The organism is Xanthomonas sp. NCPPB 3218, assembly GCF_056725185.1.
Genome location: NZ_CM161516.1, coordinates 2,154,380 through 2,178,813, shown reverse-complemented (window position 1 = coordinate 2,178,813; position 24,434 = coordinate 2,154,380). Strand labels below are relative to the sequence as shown.

23 protein-coding genes are annotated in these 24,434 nt (G+C 66.6%); 10 read left to right on the top strand and 13 right to left on the bottom strand.

The genetic code is table 11. The features are described 5' to 3' along the window. Positions 1–95: 95 nt before the first annotated feature. The 3 genes from AC1PLS_RS09650 (at position 96) to AC1PLS_RS09640 (ending at position 1,939) form a co-directional block, all read left to right on the top strand. Positions 96–866, top strand: coding sequence for an SDR family oxidoreductase (locus tag AC1PLS_RS09650; RefSeq protein ID WP_481104424.1), 771 nt, complete (start codon positions 96–98; stop codon positions 864–866). 114 nt (positions 867–980) lie between these two features. After that, positions 981–1,547, top strand: a complete 567-nt coding sequence (gene yeiP / locus AC1PLS_RS09645) for an elongation factor P-like protein YeiP (RefSeq protein WP_016904354.1) — start codon at positions 981–983, stop codon at positions 1,545–1,547. Further along, positions 1,547–1,939 carry a hypothetical protein gene (locus tag AC1PLS_RS09640; RefSeq protein WP_102257038.1) on the top strand — a complete coding sequence of 131 codons (393 nt, stop codon included), beginning with the start codon at positions 1,547–1,549 and terminating at the stop codon, positions 1,937–1,939. Before yeiP ends, AC1PLS_RS09640 begins: the two co-directional genes overlap by 1 nt. 74 nt (positions 1,940–2,013) lie before the next feature. On the opposite strand, the gene AC1PLS_RS09635 is transcribed toward AC1PLS_RS09640, so the two are convergent. The 3 genes from AC1PLS_RS09635 to AC1PLS_RS09625 are packed head-to-tail and all read right to left on the bottom strand — an operon-like array spanning position 2,014 to position 5,598. Continuing rightward, positions 2,014–3,849 carry a DUF7844 domain-containing protein gene (locus AC1PLS_RS09635; protein ID WP_481104423.1) on the bottom strand — a complete coding sequence of 612 codons (1,836 nt, stop codon included), beginning with the start codon at positions 3,847–3,849 and terminating at the stop codon, positions 2,014–2,016. After that, a complete protein-coding gene (locus AC1PLS_RS09630; RefSeq protein WP_024937732.1) occupies positions 3,846–4,145 on the bottom strand; it encodes a DUF2388 domain-containing protein in 300 nt (99 codons plus the stop codon). The genes AC1PLS_RS09635 and AC1PLS_RS09630 overlap by 4 nt, the downstream gene beginning before the upstream one ends. Positions 4,146–4,179: 34 nt before the next feature. Further along, entirely contained in the window at positions 4,180–5,598 is a 1,419-nt protein-coding gene (locus AC1PLS_RS09625) for an FAD-binding oxidoreductase (protein ID WP_481104422.1), read from the bottom strand. Positions 5,599–5,806: 208 nt separating this feature from the next. On the opposite strand from AC1PLS_RS09625, the gene serA reads away from it, so the two are divergent. Next, positions 5,807–7,048, top strand: coding sequence for a phosphoglycerate dehydrogenase (gene serA / locus AC1PLS_RS09620; RefSeq protein ID WP_481104421.1), 1,242 nt, complete (start codon positions 5,807–5,809; stop codon positions 7,046–7,048). Positions 7,049–7,548: 500 nt separating this feature from the next. On the opposite strand, the gene AC1PLS_RS09615 is transcribed toward serA, so the two are convergent. Then, positions 7,549–8,136, bottom strand: coding sequence for an NUDIX hydrolase (locus AC1PLS_RS09615; RefSeq protein ID WP_184434648.1), 588 nt, complete (start codon positions 8,134–8,136; stop codon positions 7,549–7,551). Positions 8,137–8,276: 140 nt separating this feature from the next. Here AC1PLS_RS09615 and AC1PLS_RS09610 point away from each other — a divergent pair, with 140 nt between their 5' ends. From AC1PLS_RS09610 to AC1PLS_RS09585, 6 genes are all read left to right on the top strand, one after another. Continuing rightward, positions 8,277–9,749, top strand: a complete 1,473-nt coding sequence (locus tag AC1PLS_RS09610; RefSeq protein WP_054592451.1) for an amino acid permease — start codon at positions 8,277–8,279, stop codon at positions 9,747–9,749. Positions 9,750–9,828: 79 nt separating this feature from the next. Beyond that, positions 9,829–11,259 carry an amino acid permease gene (locus AC1PLS_RS09605; protein WP_016904398.1) on the top strand — a complete coding sequence of 477 codons (1,431 nt, stop codon included), beginning with the start codon at positions 9,829–9,831 and terminating at the stop codon, positions 11,257–11,259. 665 nt (positions 11,260–11,924) lie between these two features. Further along, positions 11,925–12,578, top strand: coding sequence for a methylthioribulose 1-phosphate dehydratase (locus tag AC1PLS_RS09600; protein ID WP_016904399.1), 654 nt, complete (start codon positions 11,925–11,927; stop codon positions 12,576–12,578). 40 nt (positions 12,579–12,618) lie between these two features. Next, positions 12,619–13,185, top strand: a complete 567-nt coding sequence (locus AC1PLS_RS09595; RefSeq protein ID WP_481104420.1) for a 1,2-dihydroxy-3-keto-5-methylthiopentene dioxygenase — start codon at positions 12,619–12,621, stop codon at positions 13,183–13,185. 2 nt (positions 13,186–13,187) lie between these two features. Beyond that, positions 13,188–13,886: an acireductone synthase gene (gene mtnC / locus AC1PLS_RS09590; RefSeq protein WP_046342443.1), complete on the top strand. Its 699-nt coding sequence runs from the start codon at positions 13,188–13,190 to the stop codon at positions 13,884–13,886. A gap of 314 nt (positions 13,887–14,200) precedes the next feature. After that, positions 14,201–15,277: a C13 family peptidase gene (locus AC1PLS_RS09585; RefSeq protein WP_481104419.1), complete on the top strand. Its 1,077-nt coding sequence runs from the start codon at positions 14,201–14,203 to the stop codon at positions 15,275–15,277. 276 nt (positions 15,278–15,553) lie between these two features. On the opposite strand, the gene AC1PLS_RS09580 is transcribed toward AC1PLS_RS09585, so the two are convergent. From AC1PLS_RS09580 to hisG, 9 genes are all read right to left on the bottom strand, one after another. Beyond that, entirely contained in the window at positions 15,554–17,140 is a 1,587-nt protein-coding gene (locus AC1PLS_RS09580) for a calcineurin-like phosphoesterase C-terminal domain-containing protein (protein ID WP_481104418.1), read from the bottom strand. 158 nt (positions 17,141–17,298) lie between these two features. Beyond that, positions 17,299–17,919, bottom strand: a complete 621-nt coding sequence (gene hisIE / locus AC1PLS_RS09575; protein ID WP_046342441.1) for a bifunctional phosphoribosyl-AMP cyclohydrolase/phosphoribosyl-ATP diphosphatase HisIE — start codon at positions 17,917–17,919, stop codon at positions 17,299–17,301. Continuing rightward, positions 17,909–18,685 (bottom strand): imidazole glycerol phosphate synthase subunit HisF, encoded by a 777-nt coding sequence (hisF, locus tag AC1PLS_RS09570; protein WP_046342440.1) that lies wholly within the window; start codon positions 18,683–18,685, stop codon positions 17,909–17,911. Before hisF ends, hisIE begins: the two co-directional genes overlap by 11 nt. Next, positions 18,679–19,413: a 1-(5-phosphoribosyl)-5-[(5-phosphoribosylamino)methylideneamino]imidazole-4-carboxamide isomerase gene (gene hisA, locus AC1PLS_RS09565; protein WP_184380239.1), complete on the bottom strand. Its 735-nt coding sequence runs from the start codon at positions 19,411–19,413 to the stop codon at positions 18,679–18,681. The genes hisF and hisA overlap by 7 nt, the downstream gene beginning before the upstream one ends. Then, positions 19,410–20,012 (bottom strand): imidazole glycerol phosphate synthase subunit HisH, encoded by a 603-nt coding sequence (gene hisH / locus AC1PLS_RS09560; RefSeq protein WP_039521347.1) that lies wholly within the window; start codon positions 20,010–20,012, stop codon positions 19,410–19,412. Before hisH ends, hisA begins: the two co-directional genes overlap by 4 nt. Then, on the bottom strand, positions 20,009–21,136 hold the full coding sequence (gene hisB, locus AC1PLS_RS09555; protein ID WP_184434657.1) for a bifunctional histidinol-phosphatase/imidazoleglycerol-phosphate dehydratase HisB: 1,128 nt from the start codon (positions 21,134–21,136) through the stop codon (positions 20,009–20,011). Before hisB ends, hisH begins: the two co-directional genes overlap by 4 nt. Further along, on the bottom strand, positions 21,133–22,224 hold the full coding sequence (hisC, locus tag AC1PLS_RS09550; RefSeq protein ID WP_184434660.1) for a histidinol-phosphate transaminase: 1,092 nt from the start codon (positions 22,222–22,224) through the stop codon (positions 21,133–21,135). The genes hisB and hisC overlap by 4 nt, the downstream gene beginning before the upstream one ends. Beyond that, positions 22,221–23,516 (bottom strand): histidinol dehydrogenase, encoded by a 1,296-nt coding sequence (hisD, locus tag AC1PLS_RS09545; protein ID WP_184434663.1) that lies wholly within the window; start codon positions 23,514–23,516, stop codon positions 22,221–22,223. Before hisD ends, hisC begins: the two co-directional genes overlap by 4 nt. Further along, positions 23,513–24,427: an ATP phosphoribosyltransferase gene (gene hisG, locus AC1PLS_RS09540; RefSeq protein ID WP_024937748.1), complete on the bottom strand. Its 915-nt coding sequence runs from the start codon at positions 24,425–24,427 to the stop codon at positions 23,513–23,515. Before hisG ends, hisD begins: the two co-directional genes overlap by 4 nt. Positions 24,428–24,434 lie beyond the last annotated feature (7 nt).

Genomic DNA, 24,434 nt, shown 5'->3' with positions numbered 1-24,434 from the left:
GTCACACGGACGCTTCGGCTAGAATCGCCGGCTGCGCCGTCACCCGTTCGCCTGCCGGCATCCACCGGCTTCCAGGATTTCCAAGGAACCACCGCATGCAGCCTTCTTCTGTTCTTGCCATCGTCACCGGCGGCGTGTCCGGCCTGGGCCTGGCCGTGGCGCAGCGCATCGTGGCCGACGGCGGCAAGGTCGCCCTGTTCGACGTCAACGCCGACAAGGCCGAGGCGGCGCTGGCGCTGCTCGGTGACGGCAACGCGCAGTATTTCGCCACCGATGTCACCGACGAGGCGCAGGTCGCCGCCAACGTGGCGCAGGCCGCGCAGGCGCTGGGCGGGCTCAACCTGGCGGTGAACTGCGCCGGCATCCTGGGCTCGGGCCGCGTGCTCGGCAAGGAAGCGCCGATGCCGCTGGCGACCTTTCGTACCACCGTGCTGGTCAACCTGGTCGGCAGCTTCAATGTCGCCAAGGCCGCGGCCGATGTGATGCAGCACAACAGCGCCGGCGACGACGGCGAGCGCGGTGTGATCATCAACACCGCCTCGGTGGCGGCCTACGAAGGCCAGATCGGCCAGGCCGCCTATGCCGCCAGCAAGGCGGGCGTGGTCGGCATGACCTTGCCGATGGCGCGCGAGCTGGCGCGCTTCGGCATCCGCGTGATGACGATCGCGCCGGGCGTGTTCTGGACCCCGATGGTGGACGGCATGCCCGAGGCGGTGCAGCAATCGCTGGCCGCGGCGATCCCGTTTCCCTCGCGTCTGGGCCAACCCGACGAATACGCCGACACCGTCGCCTTCATCCTGCGCAATCGCTACCTCAACGGCGACGTGATTCGCCTGGACGGCGGCGTGCGGTTGGCGCCCAAGTAGCAGGGATTGGTGCGTCGGGATTGGGGATTCGTAACAGCACTACTGCCCTGCCCGCCCGCTCCAGCCCTGCTTTGCCAATCCCTCATCCCAAATCACCAATCCCTGACTCATTCCATGAAAGCTAACGACATCAAGAAAGGCAACGTCGTCGAATACAACGGCGGCATTTACCAGATCCGCGACATCGAGCGCAGCTCGCCGCAGGGCCGCGGTGGCAACGTGCGCTTCCGCTTCATCATGTACAGCGTACCCGGTGGCGCCAAGCTGGACGCCAGCTTCGACGCCGACGACAACCTGCCGGAAGTGGAGTTGCTGCGTCGCCTGTCGACGTTCTCGTACAAGGATGGCGAGGCGTTCGTGTTCATGGACGACGAGGACTTCACTCCCTACACGCTGGATGCGGACGTGATCGGCACCGATGCCGGCTACATCATCGACGGGCTGACCGGCATCTACGTGCAGGTGATCGACGACCAGCCGGTGGCCGTGCAACTGCCGCAGACGGTGACGCTGGAAGTGGTCGAAACCCCGCCCGAACTCAAGGGCGGCACCGCCACCAAGCGGCCCAAGCCGGCCAAGCTCAATACCGGCCTGGAAATCATGGTGCCCGAGTACATCACCAACGGTGAGCGCGTGCTGGTCAACACCACCACCGGCGAATTCGCGGGCCGCGCCGACTGATGCGCAAGCTGGTCGTTGTGGTGACGCTGGGGCTGCTGGGCGCCTGCACGGCGCAACCAGCCCCGGCGCCGACAGCCACGCACGCACCTGCGCCGGTGGCCTGCACCGATGCCAAGGTGGACGAGGAGTGGCTGCAACATCCGCCCGGCCTGTGCGGCATGCCGGAGGACGTACGCACGCTGGTGGAGGATTACGACACCTGCGAGCACTTCGCGGGCGAGGACCCGTACGACGCCGATCGTCGCCACGAGATCGAAGTGGCGATCGCGCAATTCTGCACGCCGGCACCGGCACGGCTTGCAAAGCTGATGCAGCAGTACCGCAACAACGCGCAGGTCAGCGACTGGCTGCGCAAGTATTCGGTGCAGGCGGATCTGCAACCGGCTGGCTGAGGTGCGCCGGCTGGTGTGACAGGTGCCAGCTGGTGCAATGCGTCGTCCCTGGCCGGAGCACCGGGAACTGGGACTTACCGCTGCAGGCGTTTGTCGGCAGCCGCATCACCGCGCGCTAGCTCGCGCAGGCGTGCGCGCAGGCGCTGCACATTCGCCTCGCCCTGCTCCAATCCAGTGCGGACGTCGGCCGGCAGTTGCTGCCGCCCCAGCGCCTGCAGTTGTTTCCAGCCGTCGACCAGTACGCCGGTTTCCTGCGCCACGCGCGCGCTCAGGTCCTGCCGCTCGTCTGCTTGCGGCAGTCCGTAGCCGGCGCTGCCCAATAGCGTGGCCGGATGACTGAGCCGGGCCTGCCGCGCGAACAGCGACTGCAGCTGACCCTGCACCGAGTCACGCCCGGCCGCGCCGGGTGTCAGCAGGCGCTTGAGCGCATCGCGTGCCAGCAATTCCTGGCGGCGCAACGCGGCCTGTTCCAGCAACAACGCTGCAGCGGTCTCGCGCAGACCGCCGCGGTCGAACCACTGCGCACGCGCGTCCGCGCGCGCGTCCAGCCATTGCTCCACGCTGGTCTGCGGCACCGGCAGGCCGCGGCGGATCACCTCGAACATGGTCTGGTAATGCGCTGCCGCCGACTCGAAGTAATAGCCCTGGCGAATCGCCTGCGCAGGGTCGTCCAGCACCTGCATGTCGGCGATGCCGGCGCGCTGCAAGCGCTGCCTCACGCCGCGCGGGGTGATCGACGACAGCCGTGCCGCGGCCAGCCGCGGCACGCCGTCGTGCAGGAGCTTGAAGGTCTCCACCGCGCAGTTGTTGCCGATGAAGTAGTAGCGGCCGTCGTAACTCCAATGCACCTGCGCGGCGCGTGCTAGCAGCGCGGCGATCTCCCCGCGCGTCAGTGTCAGCGGCACCGACGACAGCGCGCGCAGCTCCACCTTGGTGTATTCGTCCACGACTTGATTCAACGGCAATACGAACAGCCGCGAGGGATACGAACCGGTCAGCCCGCGCCAGCTGGAAATCTGCACATCGCCGACGAAGGCGCGGAACGACAGCACGCGGTGATACTGCAGATCCAGACGGCAATCGGGACCGGGCGCACGGCCAGGGGCACAGATCACCAGACGCAGCATGCTGTGGCCCCAGCGGCTCATCGGCTGCGCATTTCCCTCGGCCAGCAGGTAGTCCACCGCGTACACACGCGCTGGATCCAGTGCCAGCAGTGACATCGCGCCGGCATCGTTATCGGCCTGCAGGTACGGCAGCGTCGTCTCGCAATGCGTTGCATCGGGCATGCCACCGACCCGCTCGGCGAACCACGCTGCCAGCGCCGGGCGCCGGCAGTGATAATCGGCATCAAGCACGTAGTGTTCGAGATTCACCGCGACGAATTCGGCTGGGCTGCGCCGCTCGTAATCGTCGGGGCTGCGATCGCTGAACCGGTTTGCGCCGCGCCCGATCCGCCAGGGACGCACCTGCCAGCCGGCCAGATCGCGCAGCCGCGGGTCGCGCGACAGGCCGCCGTGCGCACCGCGGTCCAGCACATGCGCCAGTTCATGCACCACGGCGGCCATTGCCGCGCGCGTGGCCGGTGCCTCGGGGTCGGTCTGCGTAGCTTTCGCCTGCACGCTCCATGCTTCCAGTAACGCACGATCAAGCAGGATGCGCCGGCCGATCGCGCGGCCATGCACGTGTGCCGGCAAATCCGTGCGCCACTGCAGCTGGATCGGTGCGTCGATGCGCTGCATCCAGGCCGGCGGCAGACGCTGCGCCACCTGTTCCACCAACGCGTGCGTGGCGTCGATCTGCGCCGCAGACAGGCCCTGCGGATCGACATCGATGCGTAATTCGGCCTGCGCCGCCGGTGCGATCGCTGCGGCCAGCCACAGCCACCAGCACCGGCGAGGAGAACTCACTGGGCCAGGATGGACTGCGCCAGCTCCAGGTCGCTGGACAGCCGCGCCGCATCGCTACGGCTGCGCAACTGCAGCAGCGCCGCTTCCAGCCGTGCGCCGCGGATCGCGCCATCGCTGGCGACGAAGCCGGCAGCATCTTCGCGTGCGTCGGCCACCACCTTGTCGTCGCCGGAACTGCTGCCGGAGGAATTGGACGAACCGGCCGACGATGCACCCGCCGAGGTTCCGGCCAGGCTGGATGCGAAGGCCGCCAGCGGCAGCAGCGTCAAAGCGCAAAACACGAGGGAGCGCATCATTGGCGTATCGATTCCATGTGAAGGTGGTGAAAGACTAACCGGCACGCGTGGCGGCAAGCGCGTCGTCCATCTCGAACAGCTTGCCGGGATTCAGCAAAAGATGAGGATCGAGCACATGTTTGATCCCGCGCATCAAGGCGATCTCCTCGGCCGAGCGCGTGCTCCACAGATAGGCCTTCTTGACCAGGCCGATGCCGTGTTCGGCAGAGATGCTGCCGCCAAAACGCTGCAAGGCCTGCGCCAGCAACTTGGTCACCTGATCGCAGGCCGCCACGAAATCGGCCTGGCTGGTGTCGTCGGGCTTGAGCACGTTGATATGCAGGTTGCCGTCGCCGATATGGCCGAACCACACCACATCGAAATGCGGATACGCATCGTGCAGCAACGCCTGGGTTTCGGCCAGGAACGCCGGCATCGCCGAGATGCGCACCGACACGTCGTTCTTGTACGGCGTGTAGCGCGCCAGCGCTTCGGTGATGCCTTCGCGCAGCCGCCACAGTTGCGCGGCCTGCGCATCGCTCTGGCTGATCACCCCGTCGCTGACCCAGCCCTGCTCCATGCAGGTCTCGAATGCCGCCATCGCTGCGGCTTCCTGCGCCTCGTCGCCAGCAGCGAATTCGGTGACCACGTAATACGGATGCACTTGCGCAAACGGCGCCTGCGCGCCGTGCGCCAGCACGTGTTCGAGCGCGCGGTCGGTGAAGAACTCGAACGCCTCCAGCCGCAGCTGCGCGCGGAACGCGGCAAACACCTGCATCAACACCTCGAATGAAGGCAGCGCCAGCAGCATCACGTTGCTGGGCGGTGGCGGGTCGGTCAGTCGCAATGTCGCTTCGACCACCACGCCGAGCGTGCCCTCGGAGCCGATCATCAGATGGCGGAAATCGTAGCCGCTGGAATTCTTCACCAGCGCGTTGTTGAGCTCCAGCAGTTCGCCGGCACCGGTGACCACCTTCAGGCCGGCGACCCAGTCGCGGGTATTGCCGTAGCGGATCACGCGGATGCCGCCGGCATTGGTGGCGATATTGCCGCCGATCGAACACGAACCGCGCGCGGCGAAATCCACCGGATACACCAGACCATGCTCGCGCGCGGCATTGTGCACCGCTTCCAGCGGCATGCCGGCCTGGACGGTGAGCGTGCGATCCACCGCATTGAACTCCAGCGGCTTGTTCAGGCGCTCCAGGCTCAGCACCAACTCGCCGTTGGCAGCCACAGCACCGCCGGACAAGCCGGTGCGCCCGCCCGAAGGCACCACCGCAACCGCGTTCGCATTGGCCCAGCGCAGCACCGCCTGCACCTCGTCCACCGAACCGGGCAAGGCGATCGCCAGCGGGTTGGGCGCCCAGCGCCGCGTCCAGTCGCGGCCGTAGTGTTCCAGGTCGGCCGGCTCGGTCTTCAAACGCAACGCGGGCACGGCCTGTTGCAACGAAAGGATGCGGGGATCGGTCATGGCACACGGCGCTGCGGTAGGAACCGCACAGCGTGCCAGTGCGCGCCAGGCGCGTCCAGTTGCACGGCGTGGCGCCGCCATGGCGTTGGATTCAGCTGAAACCGTTGCACCGCAAGGACTTCGCCTTCGCAAACACTGCGTTGCGGGCGCCCCATCGCGCGGCCCATCTGGCATAGTTGCCGACCCGATTGCTGCAATGCGCTCCCCCATGTCGCCGAAGAGAACCTCGTTTCCCAAGCAGGACATCCGCGTCCTGTTACTGGAAGGCATCAGCCAGACGGCCGTGGATGTGTTCCGCGCCGCCGGTTATTCGCAGATCGAACTGCACGCCAAGTCGTTGCCGGAAGACGAGCTCATCGCGCGCATCGCCGAGGCGCATATCGTCGGCATCCGCTCGCGCACGCAGTTGAGCGCCGAGGTGCTGGTGCATGCCAAGCGGCTGATCGCAGTGGGCTGCTTCTGCATCGGCACCAACCAGGTCGATCTGGACGCGGCCGAGCTGGCCGGCATCCCGGTGTTCAACGCGCCCTACTCCAATACCCGCAGCGTAGCCGAGCTGGTCATCGCCGAGGCGATCCTGCTGTTGCGCGGCATCCCGCAGAAGAACGCCGAGTGCCATCGCGGCGGGTGGTCCAAGTCGGCTGCCGGCAGCCACGAAACGCGCGGCAAGGTGCTGGGCATCGTCGGTTACGGGCATATCGGCACCCAGGTCGGCGTGCTGGCCGAGTCGCTGGGCATGCAGGTGATCTTCCACGACATCGAAACCAAGCTGTCGCTGGGCAACGCGCGCGCGGCGATCGATCTGGACGACCTGCTGGCACGCGCGGACGTGGTGACCCTGCATGTGCCGGAGACGCCGTCGACCAAGGACATGATCGGCGCGGCGGAGATCGCGCGCATGAAGCACGGCGCGCATCTGATCAATGCCTCGCGCGGTACCGTGATCGACATCGACGCACTGGACGCGGCGCTGAGCTCGGGCCAGATCGGCGGCGCGGCGGTGGACGTGTTCCCGATCGAGCCCAAGGGCAATGGCGATGCGTTCGAATCAAAGTTGACCGCACACGACAACGTGATCCTGACTCCGCACGTGGGTGGCAGCACGCTGGAAGCGCAGGACAATATCGGCATCGAAGTGGCCGCCAAGCTGGTGCGCTACAGCGACAACGGCAGCACCCTGTCGGCGGTGAACTTCCCAGAGGTCACCCTGCCCGAGCACCCCGACAGCCTGCGTCTGCTGCATATCCACCGCAACGTGCCGGGTGTGCTGTCCAAGATCAACGAACTGTTCTCGCGCCACAACGTCAACATCGACGGCCAGTTCCTGCGCACCGATCCCAAGGTCGGCTACGTGGTGATCGACGTCAGCGCCAGCGAGGCGCAGGCCACCGCGTTGAAGGAAGGCCTGGCCTTGATCGAAGGGACCTTGCGGACGCGCATTTTGTACTGAGCGGACGTTGTACTGACGTGCCCCCTTCTCCCAACGGGAGAAGGTGACCCGAAGGGCCGGATGAGGGTACGGGTGACTCGAAAACTCTAGCCACCCGTTCCCTCACCCCGAACCTCCGCTCCGCGGCCCTCCCGCGCTTGCGGCGCGGGCGATCAAAGGCGGCGCGCAAGCTGTGCATGCTCGTCTCGACGGGAGAGGGGCTTTCGCAGACCTGAGCACGAAAAAACGTCTCATCACTCACCCACTGCTTCCAAGGCCATGACAGCGAATGGCCGAGGCAGCAGCGTGGCCGGGGATTGGCGGAGAGCGGCACAGGGATGTGCCGCGGCGGCGAGTCAGACAGGATGTCTGACCGAGCCGGGCAGCCGATCGCCGGCCGCGCTGCTGCCACCCACCGAAGCCGGCAACTAACAAGCGCAGTGCCTGCGCTTGCGGCGCGCGCGCCAGTGGCGCGCAAGCAGTGCCTTATCGCCCCGACAAAAGGGGCTCTAACAAGCTGCTCAACGCGCGCGCGCCACCCACTTCTCGGCCATGCGCCGCATCGACGGATCCAGCTGCGGATCGGCAAGCAGCTCGGCGACCGGGCGCCACGCCAGGGCCAGCGATTCCTCGCTGACTTCGAATGCCTCGTCCGCTCCAGCCACCACCACATAGCGCGCGTCGTAATGCCAGTGCCCGGCCACCTCGCCGCGCTCGGGAATCCAGTGCCGGTCCAGGTCGAAAATGGCCGCGTCAGCCAGGCACAGGCCGCTCAATCCGGATTCCTCCTGCGCCTCGCGCAGGGCCACCTGCGCCAGGTCGCGGTCGCCGTCGGCGTGCCCGCCCAGCTGCAGCCAGCGTTGCAGCTTGCGGTGATGGGTCAGCAACGTGCGCGTGCCATCGGCGCTGACCACCCACGCCGAGCCGGTGAAATGACCTTCGACACGCTCGCGCAGGAACGGGTTGGTGGCATCGTCCAGCAGCTGAGCGAACTGCTCGGCCAGCCCCGCTTCGTCCGGCCAGCGTGCGCGGTAGTCGGCCAATCGCTGTTGCAGGGTTGCATCCACCATCTGTCGTTCCCGGTCGCCCGTTGCGGGCCAGGCGGCCATTATCGCCATTCATGCTGCGTACGCGCTTGTCGTGAGCGTGTAGCTTTGGCAAGGTAGGCCGCTTGCCTGTCCCACCGGGACGCGGCGCACCACCTTCGCCCAGGCGCGCGCGCCTTAGTTGCCACTTAGGGATGTACCGAATGCTGAAGTCTCTGTTGAGGGTCAAACCGATCGAGCCCGCTGGACATGTCGACGGGGGCGAACCGGTCGAAGGCAGCCTGCAAGGCGAAGCCACCCTGCAACGCACCCTGACCGCCAAGCACCTGATCATGTTGGGAATCGGTGCGGTGATCGGCGCCGGCATCTTCGTGTTGACCGGCCAGGCCGCTGCCAACCATGCCGGCCCGGCGGTGATGCTGTCGTTCGTGTTCGCCGGCATCGCCTGTGCGTTCGCCGGCCTGTGCTACGCGGAGTTCGCGGCGATGATGCCGGTCTCCGGCAGCGCCTACTCATATTCATATGCCACCCTCGGCGAGGGCATCGCCTGGTTCATCGGCTGGTGCCTGGTGCTGGAATACCTGTTCGCCGGCTCCAGCGTTGCGGTCGGCTGGTCCGCCTACCTGATCAGTTTCCTGACCGGAACGCTTGGATTGCCGTTCCCGGCCGAGCTGGCCGGCGCGCCACTGGCCTGGGACGGCCACAACTTTGTCAGCTCCGGCAACCTCATCAACCTGCCGGCCGTGCTGATCGTGGCTGCGGTGAGCATGCTGTGCTACGTGGGCGTCACCCAGTCGGCGTTCGCCAACGCCATCGTGGTGGCGATCAAGGTGGTGGTGATCTGCCTGTTCGTCGGCTTCGGTATCGCCTACATCGACCCGGCCAACTGGCATCCCTTCATCCCGGAGAACACCGGGCCGGGCCAGTTCGGCTGGGACGGCGTGTTCCGCGCCGCGTCCATCGTGTTCTTCTCGTATATCGGCTTTGACGCGGTCTCCACCTCCGCTGGCGAGACCAAGGATCCGCAGAAGAACATGCCGATCGGCATTCTGGTATCGCTGGCGGTCTGCACCGTCATCTACATCATCGTCTGCGCGGTGCTGACCGGCCTGCTGCCCTATACCCAGCTCGGCACCGCCAAGCCGGTAGCCACCGCGCTGGAAGCGCACCCGCAACTGACCTGGCTCAAGACCGCGGTGGAGATCGGCGCGATCGCCGGCCTGTCCTCGGTGGTGCTGGTGATGCTGATGGCGCAGCCGCGCATCTTCTACACCATGGCCAAGGACGGGTTGATGCCCCGACTGTTCGGCAAGGTGCATCCGAAGTTCCATACCCCCTATGTCGGCACGATCTTCGTCGGCGTGGTCGCGGCGTTGCTGGCAGGGTTGATCCCGCTCAGCGTGCTGGGCGAGCTGGTGTCGATGGGCACCCTGCTCGCCTTTGCCACCGTGTGCGCCGGGGTGATGGTGCTGCGTTTCACCAAGCCGGATCTGCCGCGCCCGTTCCGGGTGCCGCTGGCGATGCTGATCTGTCCGCTGGGCGCGCTGGCCTGCCTGTTCCTGTTCTTCCAGGCCTTCCAGGAACACTGGAAGGTGTTCGTGGGCTGGACCGTGATCGGCCTGGTCATCTATTTCGGCTATGGCATTCGCCATAGCCGGCTGGCCCGTAAGGTTTGATTGCGAGTCCCTCGCAACAGCCCGCACATCTCGCACACGCCCGCACCGCCATGTGCAGGGATTCAACAGGAACCGCTGCATGTTCAAGCAACTCTGGGCCACCAAGCACCCGCACGCCAGCCACGAGGCGGCCGACGGGCTGGGCCTGCAACGCGCACTCGGGCCGTGGGGGCTGACCGCCCTGGGCATCGGGGCGGTGATCGGCGGCGGCATCTTCGTCATCACCGGCCAGGCCGCGGCCGACCATGCCGGCCCGGCGATCATGCTGTCGTTCGTGCTGGCCGCGGTGTGCTGCGCGTTCTGCGCAATGGCCTACGCCGAGTTCGCGGCGATGGTGCCAGTGTCCGGCAGCGCCTACACCTATACCTACGCCACCTTCGGCGAACTGGCGGCCTGGTTCATCGGCTGGATGCTGGTGCTGGAGTACGGCGTCTCCGCCTCGGCGGTGGCGGTCAGCTGGACCGGCTATTTCCTCAGCCTGCTGGAGCATTTCAACATCCACCTGCCGGCCGCCCTGGTCAGCGCGCCGCTGGACGGCAAGCTGCAGCGCACCGGCGCGATCGCCAACCTGCCTGCCGCCGGTATCGTGCTGCTGCTGACCTGGCTGTGCTACGTGGGCATCCGCAAGTCGTCGGCGATGAACATGGCGATGGTGATCCTCAAGACCGGGCTGATCCTGCTGGTGATCGCGGTGGGCTGGAAGTACGTGGATACCGCCAACTGGCACCCGTTCATTCCGGCCAACGAAGGTCCGGGCAAGTACGGCATGGAAGGCGTGCTGCGCGGCGCGGCGATGGTGTTCTTCGCCTATATCGGCTTCGAGGCGGTGTCGGTGGCGGCACAGGAATCGCACCGCCCGCAACGCGACCTGCCGATCGGCATGATCCTGTCGCTGGTCATCTGCACCGTGCTCTACATCGCCATGGCGGCGGTGATGACCGGCCTGGTGCCCTACACCCTGCTCGGCACCGACGAGCCGGTGGTGACCGCGGTGGCGGCGCATCCGCAGCTGGCCTGGTTGCGCGTGGTGGTGGAAGTCGGCGCGCTGATCGGGCTGTCGTCGGTGGTGCTGGTGATGATCATCGGCCAGCCGCGCATCTTCATGATCATCGCGCGCGACGGGCTGCTGCCGTCGATCTTCACCCGCATCCATCCCAAGTACCGCACCCCGCACGTCAATACCGTGATCACCGGCGTGGGCATCGCCCTGCTGGCGGCAGTGTTCCCGCTGGATGTGCTGGGCGAGCTGACCTCGATGGGCACGCTGATCGCCTTCGCCGCGGTGTGCGCCGGCGTGCTGATCCTGCGCCGTACCCACCCGGAACTGCCGCGTCCGTTTCGCATGCCGGTGGCCTGGCTGATCTGCAGCGCCGGCGTGTTGAGCTGCCTGGCCCTGCTGTCGGCGATGACCCTGCACAACTGGATGCTGATGGGGGTGTGGACGCTGGTCGGGCTGGTGGTCTATTTCGGCTACGGTTACCGCCACAGCCGTCTGCGCGACGGTCGCTGAGTACACCAGTAGGTTAATGCCTGCGCACCGGTCGTCCATGGCGGAGCGATGATTCGGGCCTTCGCTGCAGGGGGCTGATCTGTAGCTTGGTTGGTGGGCGCTGATCTGCGGCTTGGCTGCAGGGCCCTTGCCCGCCCACCCTCGCGGGACACGCCGCAAGTACGTCCCTGTAGGCGCTTACGCGGCATCCATGCCGCGTAAGGTCCCGCGACGGTGGGCGGGCAAGGACCTGTCGGGATGATCGGTGTGCACAGTGAAGAGCAGTAAGCGCAGTGCGTGATGCGCGTTGTTCGATACTGGTGCGCTGGCTCGAGGTGCGACACGGGGGCGACAAGCGGCTTCTCATGCGACCACCGACCAGCTTCCTGGTGCGGTGTCCTCGCCGGTTGCGGGACCCTTGGCGGCATGGATGCCGCCAAGGAGCCTCCATGGACGGATTCACGGCGTGTCCCGCAAGTGGTGAGGGCACCGCGCCTTCGACCAACCAGGCATTTGACATGGGTTTCTGACTGCATCCAACAACAGACGACTGACGAAACCACCGCGCTCACTGCCAGGCGCGCGCTCCTCACGTTTTGTCGGCCGATCTGGGTACGGGTGTGGCGGGAACAAAACCCTGCTGCGCTGCACCTGACCGTAATCCGGCGGGGCAGTAGAATAGGTCCATGAATGCGACCACTGCCCCCCTGCCCTATAGCGCCGCGCGTCTGCACGAGCTGGCGCACCTGCTGATCGGCAATATCCGCGAACTGGCCCAGGCCGGCTGGACGCCGGCCACCAGCAGCAATTTCTCCCATCGCCTGGACGAACAGCACGCGGCGATCACCGTGTCCGGCCGCGACAAGGGCCGCCTGGTCGAAGAAGACATCATGGTGGTGGACTTCGATGGCCTGGCGGTTGGCCGTCCGTTGCGTCCGTCTGCGGAAACGCTGCTGCACACCCAGCTGTATCGCCGCTTCCCCGAGATCGGCTGCGTGCTGCACACGCATTCGCCGGTGCAGACCATTGCCTCGCGGCTGTACGCCGGCAGCGGCATGATCCGGCTGGAGGGCTATGAGCTGTTGAAAGCCTTCGAAGGCAACACCACACATGAAACGGCAGTGGACGTGCCGGTGTTCGCCAATACGCAGGACATGCAGGTGCTGGCCGCGCAGGTCGAGGCCCTGCTGGACAAACAGAGCCTGTGGGGGTATCTCATCGAAGGACACGGTCTGTATGCCTGGGGCCGCAACATGGCCGAGGCGCGCCGTCACCTGGAGGCCTTCGAATTCCTGCTGCATTGCGAACTCGAACTGCTGAAGCTGCGCGGCCCGCGCTGAGTCCTCGCCACCTCCCCCCTTCCTTGTGAGCCAGATCGCCATGAGCCGACTTCGCATCTATAACGATTCCGATCCCAACCTGCCGCAGCTCGATAGCCGCGACGGCGAGCAGATTGCCGCCGAGCTGAGCAAGATCGGCGTGACCTTCGAGCGCTGGAAAGCCAATCAGCCGATCGAGCCGGGCGCATCACCCGAGCAGGTGATGGCAGCCTACCGCGAGGATATCGAGCGGCTCAGCGCCGAGCACGGGCTGAAGACCGTCGATGTGGTCAGCATCGCGCCGGACAATCCCAAGCGCGAGGAAATGCGTGCCAAGTTCCTGGACGAGCACTTCCACAAGGAAGACGAGGTGCGCTTCTTCGTCGCCGGCTCGGGCCAGTTCACGCTGCACGTGGACAACAAGGTCTACGAGATCGAATGCGTGAAGGACGATCTGATCGCCGTGCCCGACAGCACCCTGCACTGGTTCGACATGGGGCCGGAGCCGCACTTCGTGGCGATCCGCTTCTTCACCGAGCCCGATGGCTGGGTCGGCCACTTCACCGGCACCGAAATCGCCCAACAATTCCCCCGCTACGCCCCCGAGAAACCTCCAAAGGCCAGCTGACGATGACACGACCGCAAGCGATCCTCACCGATATCGAAGGCACCACCAGCAGCATCTCGTTCGTCAAGGACGTGTTGTTTCCGTATGCGCGCCGCGCCATGCCGGCCTACGTGCAGGAGCACGGCGGTCACCCGCAGGTGCGGCACTGGCTCAACCAGGTAGCCGACGAGATCGGCGAGGACGTGCCGGACGAAGTCCTGGTCAGCACCCTGCAGACCTGGATCGACGAGGATCGCAAGCACACCGCACTCAAGGCGCTGCAAGGAATGATCTGGAGCGACGGCTACAAGACCGCCGACTTCACCGCGCACATCTATGCCGATGCGGCGATCCAGCTGCAGGCCTGGCATGCGGCCGGCATTCCGCTGTACGTGTATTCGTCCGGCTCGGTGCCGGCGCAGAAGCTGTTCTTCGCCCATAGCGATGCCGGCGACCTGAGCGCGCTGGTCACCGACTGGTTCGATACCGAAGTCGGCCCCAAGCGCGAGAGCGCCAGCTACCGCCGCATCGCCGAACGCATCGGTGTGCCGCCGGGCGAAATCCTGTTCCTGTCGGACGTGATCGAAGAGCTGGACGCCGCCAAGCGTGCCGGCATGCGTACCGCGTTGCTGGACCGTCGCGAGGATTACCCCACCCCACGCTCGGCCGACGAGATCGGCAGCCACCAGCGCGTGGAAAGTTTCACCGAGCTGGCGCTGTAGGCGCGGTCGGCAAGCCTGCTGCGCTTACCCTGGGGTGAGCGCAGTCGTTACCCGACCTTGCATGCGCTCCTGATGCATTGCGGTTCAAGCGCGCCGTGCGCACCCGCCTGACGGCAGGCTCGCGGCGCTGTTGCAGGCGTGGCTCAGCCGACCTTGTCGCTGCGCAGTGGCGAGACTTGGCAGGCCTGCTGCAGGCAACGTGTTCTGCAAGATGTGCTTGAAGCGGATCGATGGACGTTGTGCAACGTCATGGCCTGCGTTGCGATCACTGCGCCCAGGCGCTCCACCCGTCCTCCCAGACCTCGGCGTTCGTCATGTCGCTGCATTCCCCCTTTGGACCGAACGCCTTGCTGCGGCGACTCTCCTTGTTGATCGTCATCGTGGCCTTGATGGCCGGCTGTCATCCCGATGCCGGTGCCGCACTGCCCAAGCAGGCGGCGGCAGGCAAGGATGAGGTCGACCCGGTCGACCAGGCGGCGCTTGCGCAGGCATTGAACGCGCTGCAGCCACAGCGTCCTGGGGTGACCGACCTGTATGTGGTCGGCTTCGCCGGCGATGCCAGCGACGATGTGTTTCGCAACGAGACGCTCTACCTCAGGCAGCTGTTCGAACAACGCTTCGCTGCGCGCGGCCGCGTGGTGACGCTGGTCAACAACCCAGACAATCTGGGCGAGCAACCATACGCTCCGCTGGCGACCTACGACAACCTGTACGACACGCTCGCCGCAATCGGCAAGCGCATGGATCGCAAGGAAGACGCGCTGCTGCTGTTCGTCACCACCCATGGCACCGAAGACCACACGCTGTACGTGCAGGTGGACCAGGACGAGGAAGACTTCATCAGCCCGCAGGATCTGCGCCAGGCATTGGACGATGCTGGCATCGGCAATCGCATCATCGTGCTGTCGGCGTGCTACTCGGGTGGCTTCATTCCGGCGCTGCGTTCGCCGGACACGCTGATCCTCACCGCCGCGCGCGCCGACCGGCCCTCGTTCGGCTGCGGCAACACCTCCAATGCAACCTACTTCGGCCAGGCCTGGCTGATCGATGCGATGAACCGCAGCGACGACCCGCTGGCCGCGTTCGATATGGCCAGGACAGCGATCACCGCGCGCGAGAAGCAGGAAGGCGAACTGCCGTCGTTGCCGCAGCAATCACTCGGCAAGCGCATCGCGCCGGTGCTGGCACGCTGGCGTGCGGGACTACAGGTAGGCCCGGCCGTGGCCTACCCGTATCCGCCGCTGGAGACCGCTCCGGATGCCGGTCAGGACCAGGATCCGGAAGCCGATCCCGATAGCAGGTCGCTGGACAACCCGACCAAGGTCAAGGTGCCGGCCGCACCGGCCAGCCCGCGCAAACCGGCGCCCGTGCCGGCACCCGCAACGCCATGAAGATTGCCACGCGCTGAGACTAATTCTCATTTCGTCAGCGCTGGCGCAGCCTCGCTACACTCGCCCGGCCAGCCAGCTCACGCCAGCCAGCATCGATCCCCGCCAGCGCGCCATCGCCTGCCAGCCCGGGTCCCAAAACGCCTCCCTCGTGGAGGCGTTTGTGTTTCCGGCAATAGGGTTCAAGCGTCGAACGAACCAACAACCAATCACCGTAGGAGCGCATTGATGCGCGACGGGCTCCACCCAGGAACCCCCGGCACCACGCACGCCTCCCTATCAAGGATCGGCGCGCTGCAAGCGATACACCGTGCGTGCGCTGTACTGCCCGGTCGGCAGCGATGCGCGTACATCCACCGCGTGCTCGCCCACTTCCAGCGTGGTCGGCAACGCACCACGCCATAGATGCGTGGACGGCGTGGCCTCGGGCGAGCGGTCGTAGCCGCGCAATTGCTCGGCCGCATCGTCGCGCACGTTCTCGGCCAGCAGGCGCGGATCGGCGCGCTCCACCCGCTTCATCGGCTGCCATGCGCCATTGTCGATGCGCATCTCGACAAGGGTGTCGTCCTGGCCCATGAAGACATTGGCGTAGATCCCCCAGGCCGCATACGCACCCTGGCGCAGCACCTTGGGCGCGTGCAGCAGCAGTTGCGCATCATCGACCGAACGCGCCACGTGATAGGCCAGCGTGTAGTCGCCGCCGGGCGCGACCTGCAGCACCGCGTACCCGTTCGGCGTGCCGTCGCTCATCGTCGCGTCGGGAATGCCGTCGGCGTCCTTGGCACCGGACCAGAACGCCCCGCAGGCCGCGCCGACGTTGTATTCGTGCAGCGGGCGGGCGCCCTGCCAACCTTCGTCGGCGCCGTGATCGACCTGTCGCTGGGTATGGCTGTGTGCGCTGAGCACCAGCACATGCGGAAAATCCTTCAACAAGGCGAACAGGCGGCGACGATCGGCATGCCGAAAGGTCTCCTGCCCCGGCGCCGCGTCGAACAACGGAATATGCATGCCCAGCACCAGCAGCCGCTCGCGCGGCAGCTGCGCCAGATAGGCCTGCAGGAACGCGAACTGATCCTCGCGCAGGCCGCCCACATAAGCCGGTTTGCCGCCTGGCGTATAGATCACATCGTCCAGGAACACGAAGCTGGCGTTGGCCTCTTCCACCGCATAGGTGTCCGGGCCATAGACGGCACGCCAGCTGTCGAGCGAATGCGCATCGTCGCCCGCGTCGACGTTGAGATCGTGATTGCCCGGCACATGGAACCACGGCACGCCGAGCTGGGTGGTCACCTTGTTAAGGGCCGGGTACAGGCTCAGATCGTCGCTGACGATATCGCCCAGCGTGGTGCCCAGCCTGGCCGAGGTCTTGCCGACGATCGGTGCCACGATGTCGCGCTGGTAGTAGCCCACGTCGGTCAGGCTGGCGGTCTGGCTGTCGGCAAACACCAGCATCTGGAAGCCTTCCTTGCCGGCACTGGCGCGCGGGGTCAGCGCAAAATCCCAGTGCTGCGTATTGCGCCCGGTTGCGGCGATGCCCGGGTATTCGCGCTTGGCCGAGCCCTTGGGCGCGTAGTGACGCCAGAAACCCGGCAGTCCGTCGGCGGCTGGCACGAAGCTGCGCTCGCCCGGTTTGATCACGAACACCGTCTGCCCGTCACGCACCGGCAGGCGATAGCGGCCTTGCACGTCGGTACGCACCAGTTGCTCGCCGTTGGAGACCGCTACATCGGCAATGCCGGGCTCATCGGCGCTGCGCCCGGCACGCCCGTCGCGTTCTTCGTAGACGGTGCCATCGACCACGGCATCGCGCGCGTACGCGCTTCCCGCGAGCACACCCAGGACCAACAGAGCGAAGCGAAGCTGCATGCGTTTTCCCGCGCGAAGATCAGCGGAAATTGTACCCGCCCTCGCCAGGCACACGGCGCGAAAGACACGCCGACACGTGCCCCGTAGGAGCGCACCCGGGCGCGACGGGCATTACCGATAACGCCCGTCGCGCCCGGGTGCGCTCCTACATGACTACGTTACTTGTGCCGCGACTCCAATAGCGCCACCGCATCGCCCAGGCCCAGGCCGCGCGCGCGCAGCAGCACGATCAGGTGATACAGCAGATCGGCAGACTCGCCGAGCAACTCGGCATCGCCCTGCACCACGCCGGCCAGCGCGGTTTCCACGCCCTCCTCGCCCACCTTCTGCGCAATGCGGCGGATGCCCTGCTCGAACAGCTTGGTGGTGTAGCTGCCATGCGGGCGCTCCTGCTCGCGCCTGGCGATCAAGGCGTCCAGGCTGCCGAGGAACTGGCCAGGCGCGCCCGGGAAACAGCTGGTGCGGCCCAGATGGCAGGTCGGCCCGTGCGGGCGTGCCTGTACCAGCAGCGTGTCGGCATCGCAATCGGTCTCGATCGACACCACCCGCAACACGTTGCCCGAGCTCTCGCCCTTGGTCCACAGGCGCTGCTTGCTGCGGCTGAAGAAGGTCACTTCGCCACGCTGCTGCGTCACCGCCAGCGCTTCGGCGTTCATGTAGCCCAGCATCAGCACGCGCAGGTTGTCGGCGTCCTGCACGACCACCGGCAACAGGCCCTCGCCCTTGCTCCAGTCCAGCGCGGCGAGCGCGTCGCCCGCTGCCGTCTCGTTACTGCCCATCACGTACCTCGATCTGTTGCGCGCGCAAAAATTGCTTGAGTGCCGGGATCGGAATCGCGCCGCTGTGAAACACGCTGGCCGCCAGCGCGCCATCGACATCGGCCTGGTCGAACACGTCGGCAAAATGCTGCATTTCGCCAGCACCGCCGGAGGCGATCAACGGCACGCTGCAAAGTGCACGCACCTGACGCAATTGCGCGATGTCGTAGCCGCGCCGCACGCCGTCGTTGTCCATGCAGTTGAGCACGATCTCGCCGGCACCCAGGCGCTGCGCTTCGGCCACCCAGTCCAGCGTGCGCATCGGCAAGGCCTGGGTCTTGCTCGGGTCGCCGGTATAGCGACGCACCCTCCACTGCCCATCGTCCTCACGAATCGAGTCGACACCGACCACCACGCACTGCACGCCGAAGGCATCGGCCAGCTCGGAGATCAACTGCGGGCGGCCAAGCGCCGGCGAGTTGATCGAAATCTTGTCGGCACCGGCATGCAGCACCGCGCGCGCGGTTTCGACATTACCGATGCCACCGGCCACGCAGAACGGGATATCGATCAACCGCGCCACCCGCTCGACCCAGGTGTAGTCGACCGAGCGCCCTTCCGGGCTGGCACCGATGTCGTAGAACACCAGTTCGTCTGCGCCCTGGTCGCGGTAGCGCAGCGCCAGTTCGACGATGTCGCCCATGTCGATGTGGTCGCGGAACTTGACGCCCTTGACCACGCGCCCGTCGCGCACGTCCAGGCACGGAATGATACGGCGGCTCAGCATGCCAGTGCCTCCTTCAACGCCAGATGCCCTTCCAGCAAGGCCTTGCCGAGCACGATACCGGCGCAGCCGGCAGCCTTGGCGGCCGCGACATCGGCCAGGTTGCGCGCACCGCCGGACACCTGCACCTGCAACTGCGGCGCCAGCGTGCGCAGGTGCGCGTACAAATCCATGTTCGGGCCGGACAGCATGCCGTCGCGCGCGATGTCGGTGCACAGCAGATGCTGCAGGCCGGCCTGCGCGTAACGTACGGCCAACTGATCCAGCGTGGCCTCGGCGGGCTCGGTCCAGCCGTGCACCGGCAACTGCCATACGCCGTCGGCGTCCTGGCGCGTGTCCAGCGCGATGGTCAGCCGATCGGCGCCAAATTCCTGCAGCCATTCGATAACGCTGTCGGGCTGGCGCACTGCCAACGAGCCGATCACCACGCGTGCGGCGCCAGCATCGAGGATACGCGCCACATCGGCGCGTGAGCGAACGCCACCACCGGTCTGCACCCGCAAGCCGGTGGCACGTGCAATCTCGCCCAGCGTGGTGGCCAGCGTGTAACCACCGGCCTTTGCCGCATCCAGATCGACCAGATGCATCCACCGCGCGCCGGCATCGGCAAACGCCTGCGCGCGCGGCAGCACATCGTCGCCGTACTGCGTCTCGCGTGCGTAGTCGCCTTGCAGCAGGCGCACCACGCGGCCGTTGCGGATATCCAGGGCCGGGTAAACGGTGAAACTCATGGGAAGCTCATCTCGAGAAAATTGCGCAGGATGCGTGCACCGGTCTCGGCCGAACGCTCGGGGTGGAACTGCGCGCCGCAGCGCAGGCCTTGCTGCACCACCGCTGTGAACAGGCCACCGTGATCGCAGGCGGCCACGGTGTCGGCCGTCACCGGCGCGGCGTAACCATGCACGAAATACGCACTGGCACGCTCCGGCAGTCCGTCCAGCAGCGCGGACGCGCGCATCGGCACCAGCTGATTCCAGCCCATATGCGGTACGCGAATGCCGAGCGCCGGCGTCATGTGACGCACGATGCCCGGCAGCAGACCCAGGCAATCGACATCGCCTTCTTCGGAATGCTCGAACAGCAACTGCATCCCTAAGCAGATGCCGATCAGCGGCACCTGCAGTTGTCGCAACGGCTCGACCAGGCCCTGTGCGCGCAGGCGCGACATCGCTTCGGGCGCAGCGCCGACGCCAGGCAGGATCACCCGCTGCGCGCCCTGCAACCCGGCTGCATCACGTACCAGGCGCGCTTCCACGCCCAGCCGCTCCAACGCGTAGCGCACCGAGCCCAGGTTGGCGCCGCCGGCATCGATCAACGCGACATCGGTCATAGCGCACCCTTGGTGGTGGGCAACGCGGTGCCTTCGCGACGGATCGCCTGGCGCAACGCACGCGCCAGGGCCTTGAAGCAGGCTTCGACCTTGTGGTGATCGTTCTCACCGCGCACGCTCAGGTGCAGGTTCAAACCCGAGGCATCGCAGATCGAGCGGAAGAAATGCGGCACCAGTTCGGTCGGCATATCGCCCACGCGCTCGCGTTTGAACTCGCCTTCGAACACGAAGTACGGCCGGCCACTGAAATCCAGCGCGGCACTGGCGATGGTTTCGTCCATCGGCAGCGTGAAGCCATGCTGCGCGGTGTCGCCGGCCACGCGCCACGGGCTGTCGTCGGGATCGAAGCCGTAACGGCCGATGCCGCGCTTGTCGCCCAGCGCTTCGCGCAAGGCTTGGCCCAGCGCCAGACCGGTGTCTTCGATGGTGTGGTGCTCGTCGATGTGCAGGTCGCCTTCAGCGCGGATGTCCAGCGCAAAACCGCCGTGTTTGCCGATCTGTTCCAGCATGTGATCGAAGAACGGCAGGCCGGTGGCGGTCTTCGGCTCGGCCACACGGTCCAGATCCAGTTCGACGCGGATCTTTGTTTCCTTGGTGTTGCGTTGAACCACCGCACGCCTTGGCGCATCGGCCAGCTCGTGTGCGATGCCGGGCCAGTCCCACTCGCCACCAAACTCGTCGGTGCGCAGCTGGAAGCAACGGATATTGAGGTTCTGCGCGAACTGGATGTCGGTGATGCGGTCGCCCACCATTGCCGAGCGTGCCCAGTCGATCGTGCGGTCCTGCAGGTAAGGCACCATCAGGCCGACCCCGGGTTTGCGTGTGGGCGCGTTGTCGGCCGGCCAGCTGCAGTCGATCAACACTTCGCGGAACACGATGCCCTGGCTGGCGAAGATCTGCAGCATCAGGTTGTTGGGGCCATCGAAGGACGCGCGCGGATAGCTGTCGCTGCCCAGCCCGTCCTGGTTGCTGACGATGACGAACTGATAGCCGGCATCGCGCAACTTGAGCATCGCCGGAATCACGTTGTCGACCAGGCGCAGTTTTTCGTAGGCGTCGATCTGGTAATCGGCCGGCTCGGTGATCAGCGTGCCGTCGCGGTCGACGAAAAGAATCGGGGTCATGCGGCGGCCTCCTGCTTGCGTTGCAGCGCGCTCAGCACGCGCTCGTTCTGTTCGGGCGTGCCCAGGGTGATGCGCAGCGCGTCGGACAGCTGCGCAACCGCGCGTTGGTCGCGTACCACCACACCAGCCTCCAGCAGCGCCTGGAATGCCGCTTCGGCATCGTCGAAGCGCACCAGCAAGAAGTTGCCCTGCGAGGGATACACCTGACGCACACCGGCAAGCTGCTCGAGCGCCTGGTGCACGCGCGTGCGCTCGCTGCGCACCTCGGCGATGCGCCGACGCGTGACCTCCAGCGCAGGCGCCGACAAGGCCTGCTCGGCCATTGCCGCGCACGGCGTCGGCACCGGGTACGGCGCCTGGCAGCGCCGCAGCAGGGCGATCAGCTCGGCGTTGGCGATCAGGCTGCCGATGCGCGCCGCTGCCAGCGCATGCGCCTTGGACAACGTGCGCAATACCGCCAGATTGTCGTAGCGCGCCAGCAGGCTCACAGCCGATGGCACATCGGAGAATTCGCCGTAGGCTTCGTCGACCACCACCAGCGCCTTGCCCTGCAGGGCCTGCACGGCGGTTTCGATCTCGTCCAGGGCAATCGCCGAGCCGGCCGGGTTGGACGGCGAACACAGGAACACCAGCTTGGCCTGCGAGGCCAGCGCTGCCGCGACGATCGCCGGGATATCCGCGTGGAAACCCGCAGGCCCGTCCACCAGCGGCACCTCGACCAGGGGTGCGTTCTGCAGGCGTGCGCACACCGCGTACATGCCGAACACCGGCGGCGTCACCACCACCGCATCGCGCCCAGGGGCGCACAGGCCGCGCACCAGCAGATCGATCGCCTCGTCACTGCCGCGGCCGATCAACAGCTGCTCGGGCGCGCAGCCGTACAGCGCCGCCAGTGCGCTGCGCAAACCCTTGGGTTGCGGATCCGGGTAGCGCCGCGTGCTTGCGCCGGGGTCGGCCGGATTGCCCCAAGCCGACTCGTTGGCGTTGAGCCACACATCGCCCTGCAAAGCGCTGGTGCGTGCCGACGAATAGCCGGCGAACGCACGCAAATCCTCGCGCACCAGATCCAGAATCGATGACGTGCTCATGCTGCCACTCCCATGCGCAATGCCACTGCATTGGCGTGCGCATCCAGGCCTTCGGCGCGCGCCAGAATCAGCGCGCATGCGCCGATGCCGTCGATGCCGGCCTTGCTGGCGGCCTGCACGCTGACCATATTCTGGAAGCTGGCCACGCTCACGCCGCTGTAGGCGCGCGCCGCGCCGCTGGTCGGCAACACATGGTTGGTGCCGCTGCAGTAATCGCCCAACGCTTCGGGCGTGTAATCGCCGAGAAACACCGAGCCGGCCGCTTCGACTTGGCTCAGCCACGCACGCGGCTCGCGCAGCGCGAGAATCAAATGTTCCGGTGCATAGCGGTTGCTGATCGCAAACGCCTCGTCCAGGGTCTGCACCTTGATCAGGCGCGATTGCGCCAGCGCCTGGCGTGCGATCCCGGCGCGCGACAGTTGCGCCAGCTGGGTGTCCAGTTCCACCTGCACCGCCGCGATCAGCGCATCGCTGTCGGACAGCAGCAGCACCTGCGAATCCGGGCCGTGTTCGGCCTGCGACAGCAGATCGGCGGCAACGAAGGCCGGCTGCGCACCGGCATCGGCGATCACCAGCACTTCGGACGGACCGGCCGGCATGTCGATGGCCGCCGCGCCGGACTGCGCCACCTGCTGCTTGGCCTCGGTGACGAAGCTGTTGCCCGGGCCGAACAGCTTGTCGCAACTCGGAACCGATTCGCTGCCATACGCCATTGCCGCAATCGCCTGCGCACCGCCGAGCTTGAACACCCGGCGCACGCCGGTCAGCTGCGCGGCGACCAGCACCGCCGGATCCACGCTGCCGTCCTTGCGTGGCGGCGTGCACAACACCACCTCGCGGCATCCGGCCAGACGGGCCGGCACGCCCAGCATCAACGCAGTCGACGGCAACGGCGCACTGCCGGCCGGCACGTACAGGCCGACCCGGCCGATCGGCCGCACTATCTTTTCGCACACCACGCCCGGCGCGGTCTCCACCGCATACCCCTCGCTCATGCCGGCGCGGTGGAAGGTGTCGATGCGCGCCACCGCATCCTGCATGGCCTGACGCAGTTCCGGCGCCACGGCCGCTTCGGCGGCAGCGAACTCGGCCTCGCTCACGGCAAAGCTGTCCAGCGCCACGCCATCGAAACGCGCGGTGATCTCGCGCAAGGCGGTATCGCCGCGTGCACGCACATCGGCAATCAATGCAGCCACCGCGTCGCGCGTCTGTGTAGCCACGGTCTGCACCGGGCGGGTCAATGCCTGCGTCCGTGCAGCGGCGTCCAGTTGCGACCAATCGAGAATATTCATGCCAGCGAGCGCTCCACCGTCAACACCATCAGACCTTGCGCACCTGCGCGTTCGAGTTCTTCCAAGCGTTGCCAGGTCACCGCGCCATGACACATGGTCTGCAGGCGCAACGCGCCATTGCCATCGTCGGGCAGCTGCACCAGCGGCTCTGCATCGGGCAGCAGACGGCGCAGCGCATCCACGTTGCCGTGTTCAGCGCGGAACATCAGCAGCTTGCTGTCGCGCAGCTTGAGCACACCGTCCATGCGCCGCAGCAGCATCGCCAGCAGCGCGGCGCGTGCGTCGGCCGGCTCGCGCACCGCACCGGCCAACACTGCTTCGCTCTCCATCACCAGCTCGACCGGCTTGAGCTGGTTGGCGGCCAGGGTGGCGCCGCTGGAAACCAGATCGCAGATCAGATCGGCGGTGCCCAGGCGCGGGGCGATCTCCACCGAGCCGGACAGCTCCACCACCGCCGCGTCGATACCCTGGCGCTCCAGCCAGTCGGCCAGGATTGACGGGTAGCTGGTGGCGATGCGCTTGCCGGCCAGTTGCGCCACGCCCTGCCAGTCCCACTCTTCCGGCACCGCGAGCATCAACCGGCACTGGCCGAAACCGACTCCGCGCACCGCGTGATACGCGGCCGGCAGGCCGTTGCGGCGTCGCTCGGATGCCTGCTCTTCGAGTTCGTTCTGGCCGACGATGCCCAGATCGCAGACGCCATCGGCGATCAGGCCGGGGATGTCGTCATCGCGCACCAGCAGCAGGTCCACCGGCAGCGATTCGCCGTAGCAGAACAGCTTGTCGCGGCTCTGCCGCCAGCTCAGCCCGCAGGCCGCCAGCAGGCTGCGCGCCGGTTCGGCCAGGCGGCCGCTCTTCTGGATGGCGATACGCAACCGGTCACGTGCCGGTGCTGCCGTGGAAGCACTCATCTTGTTC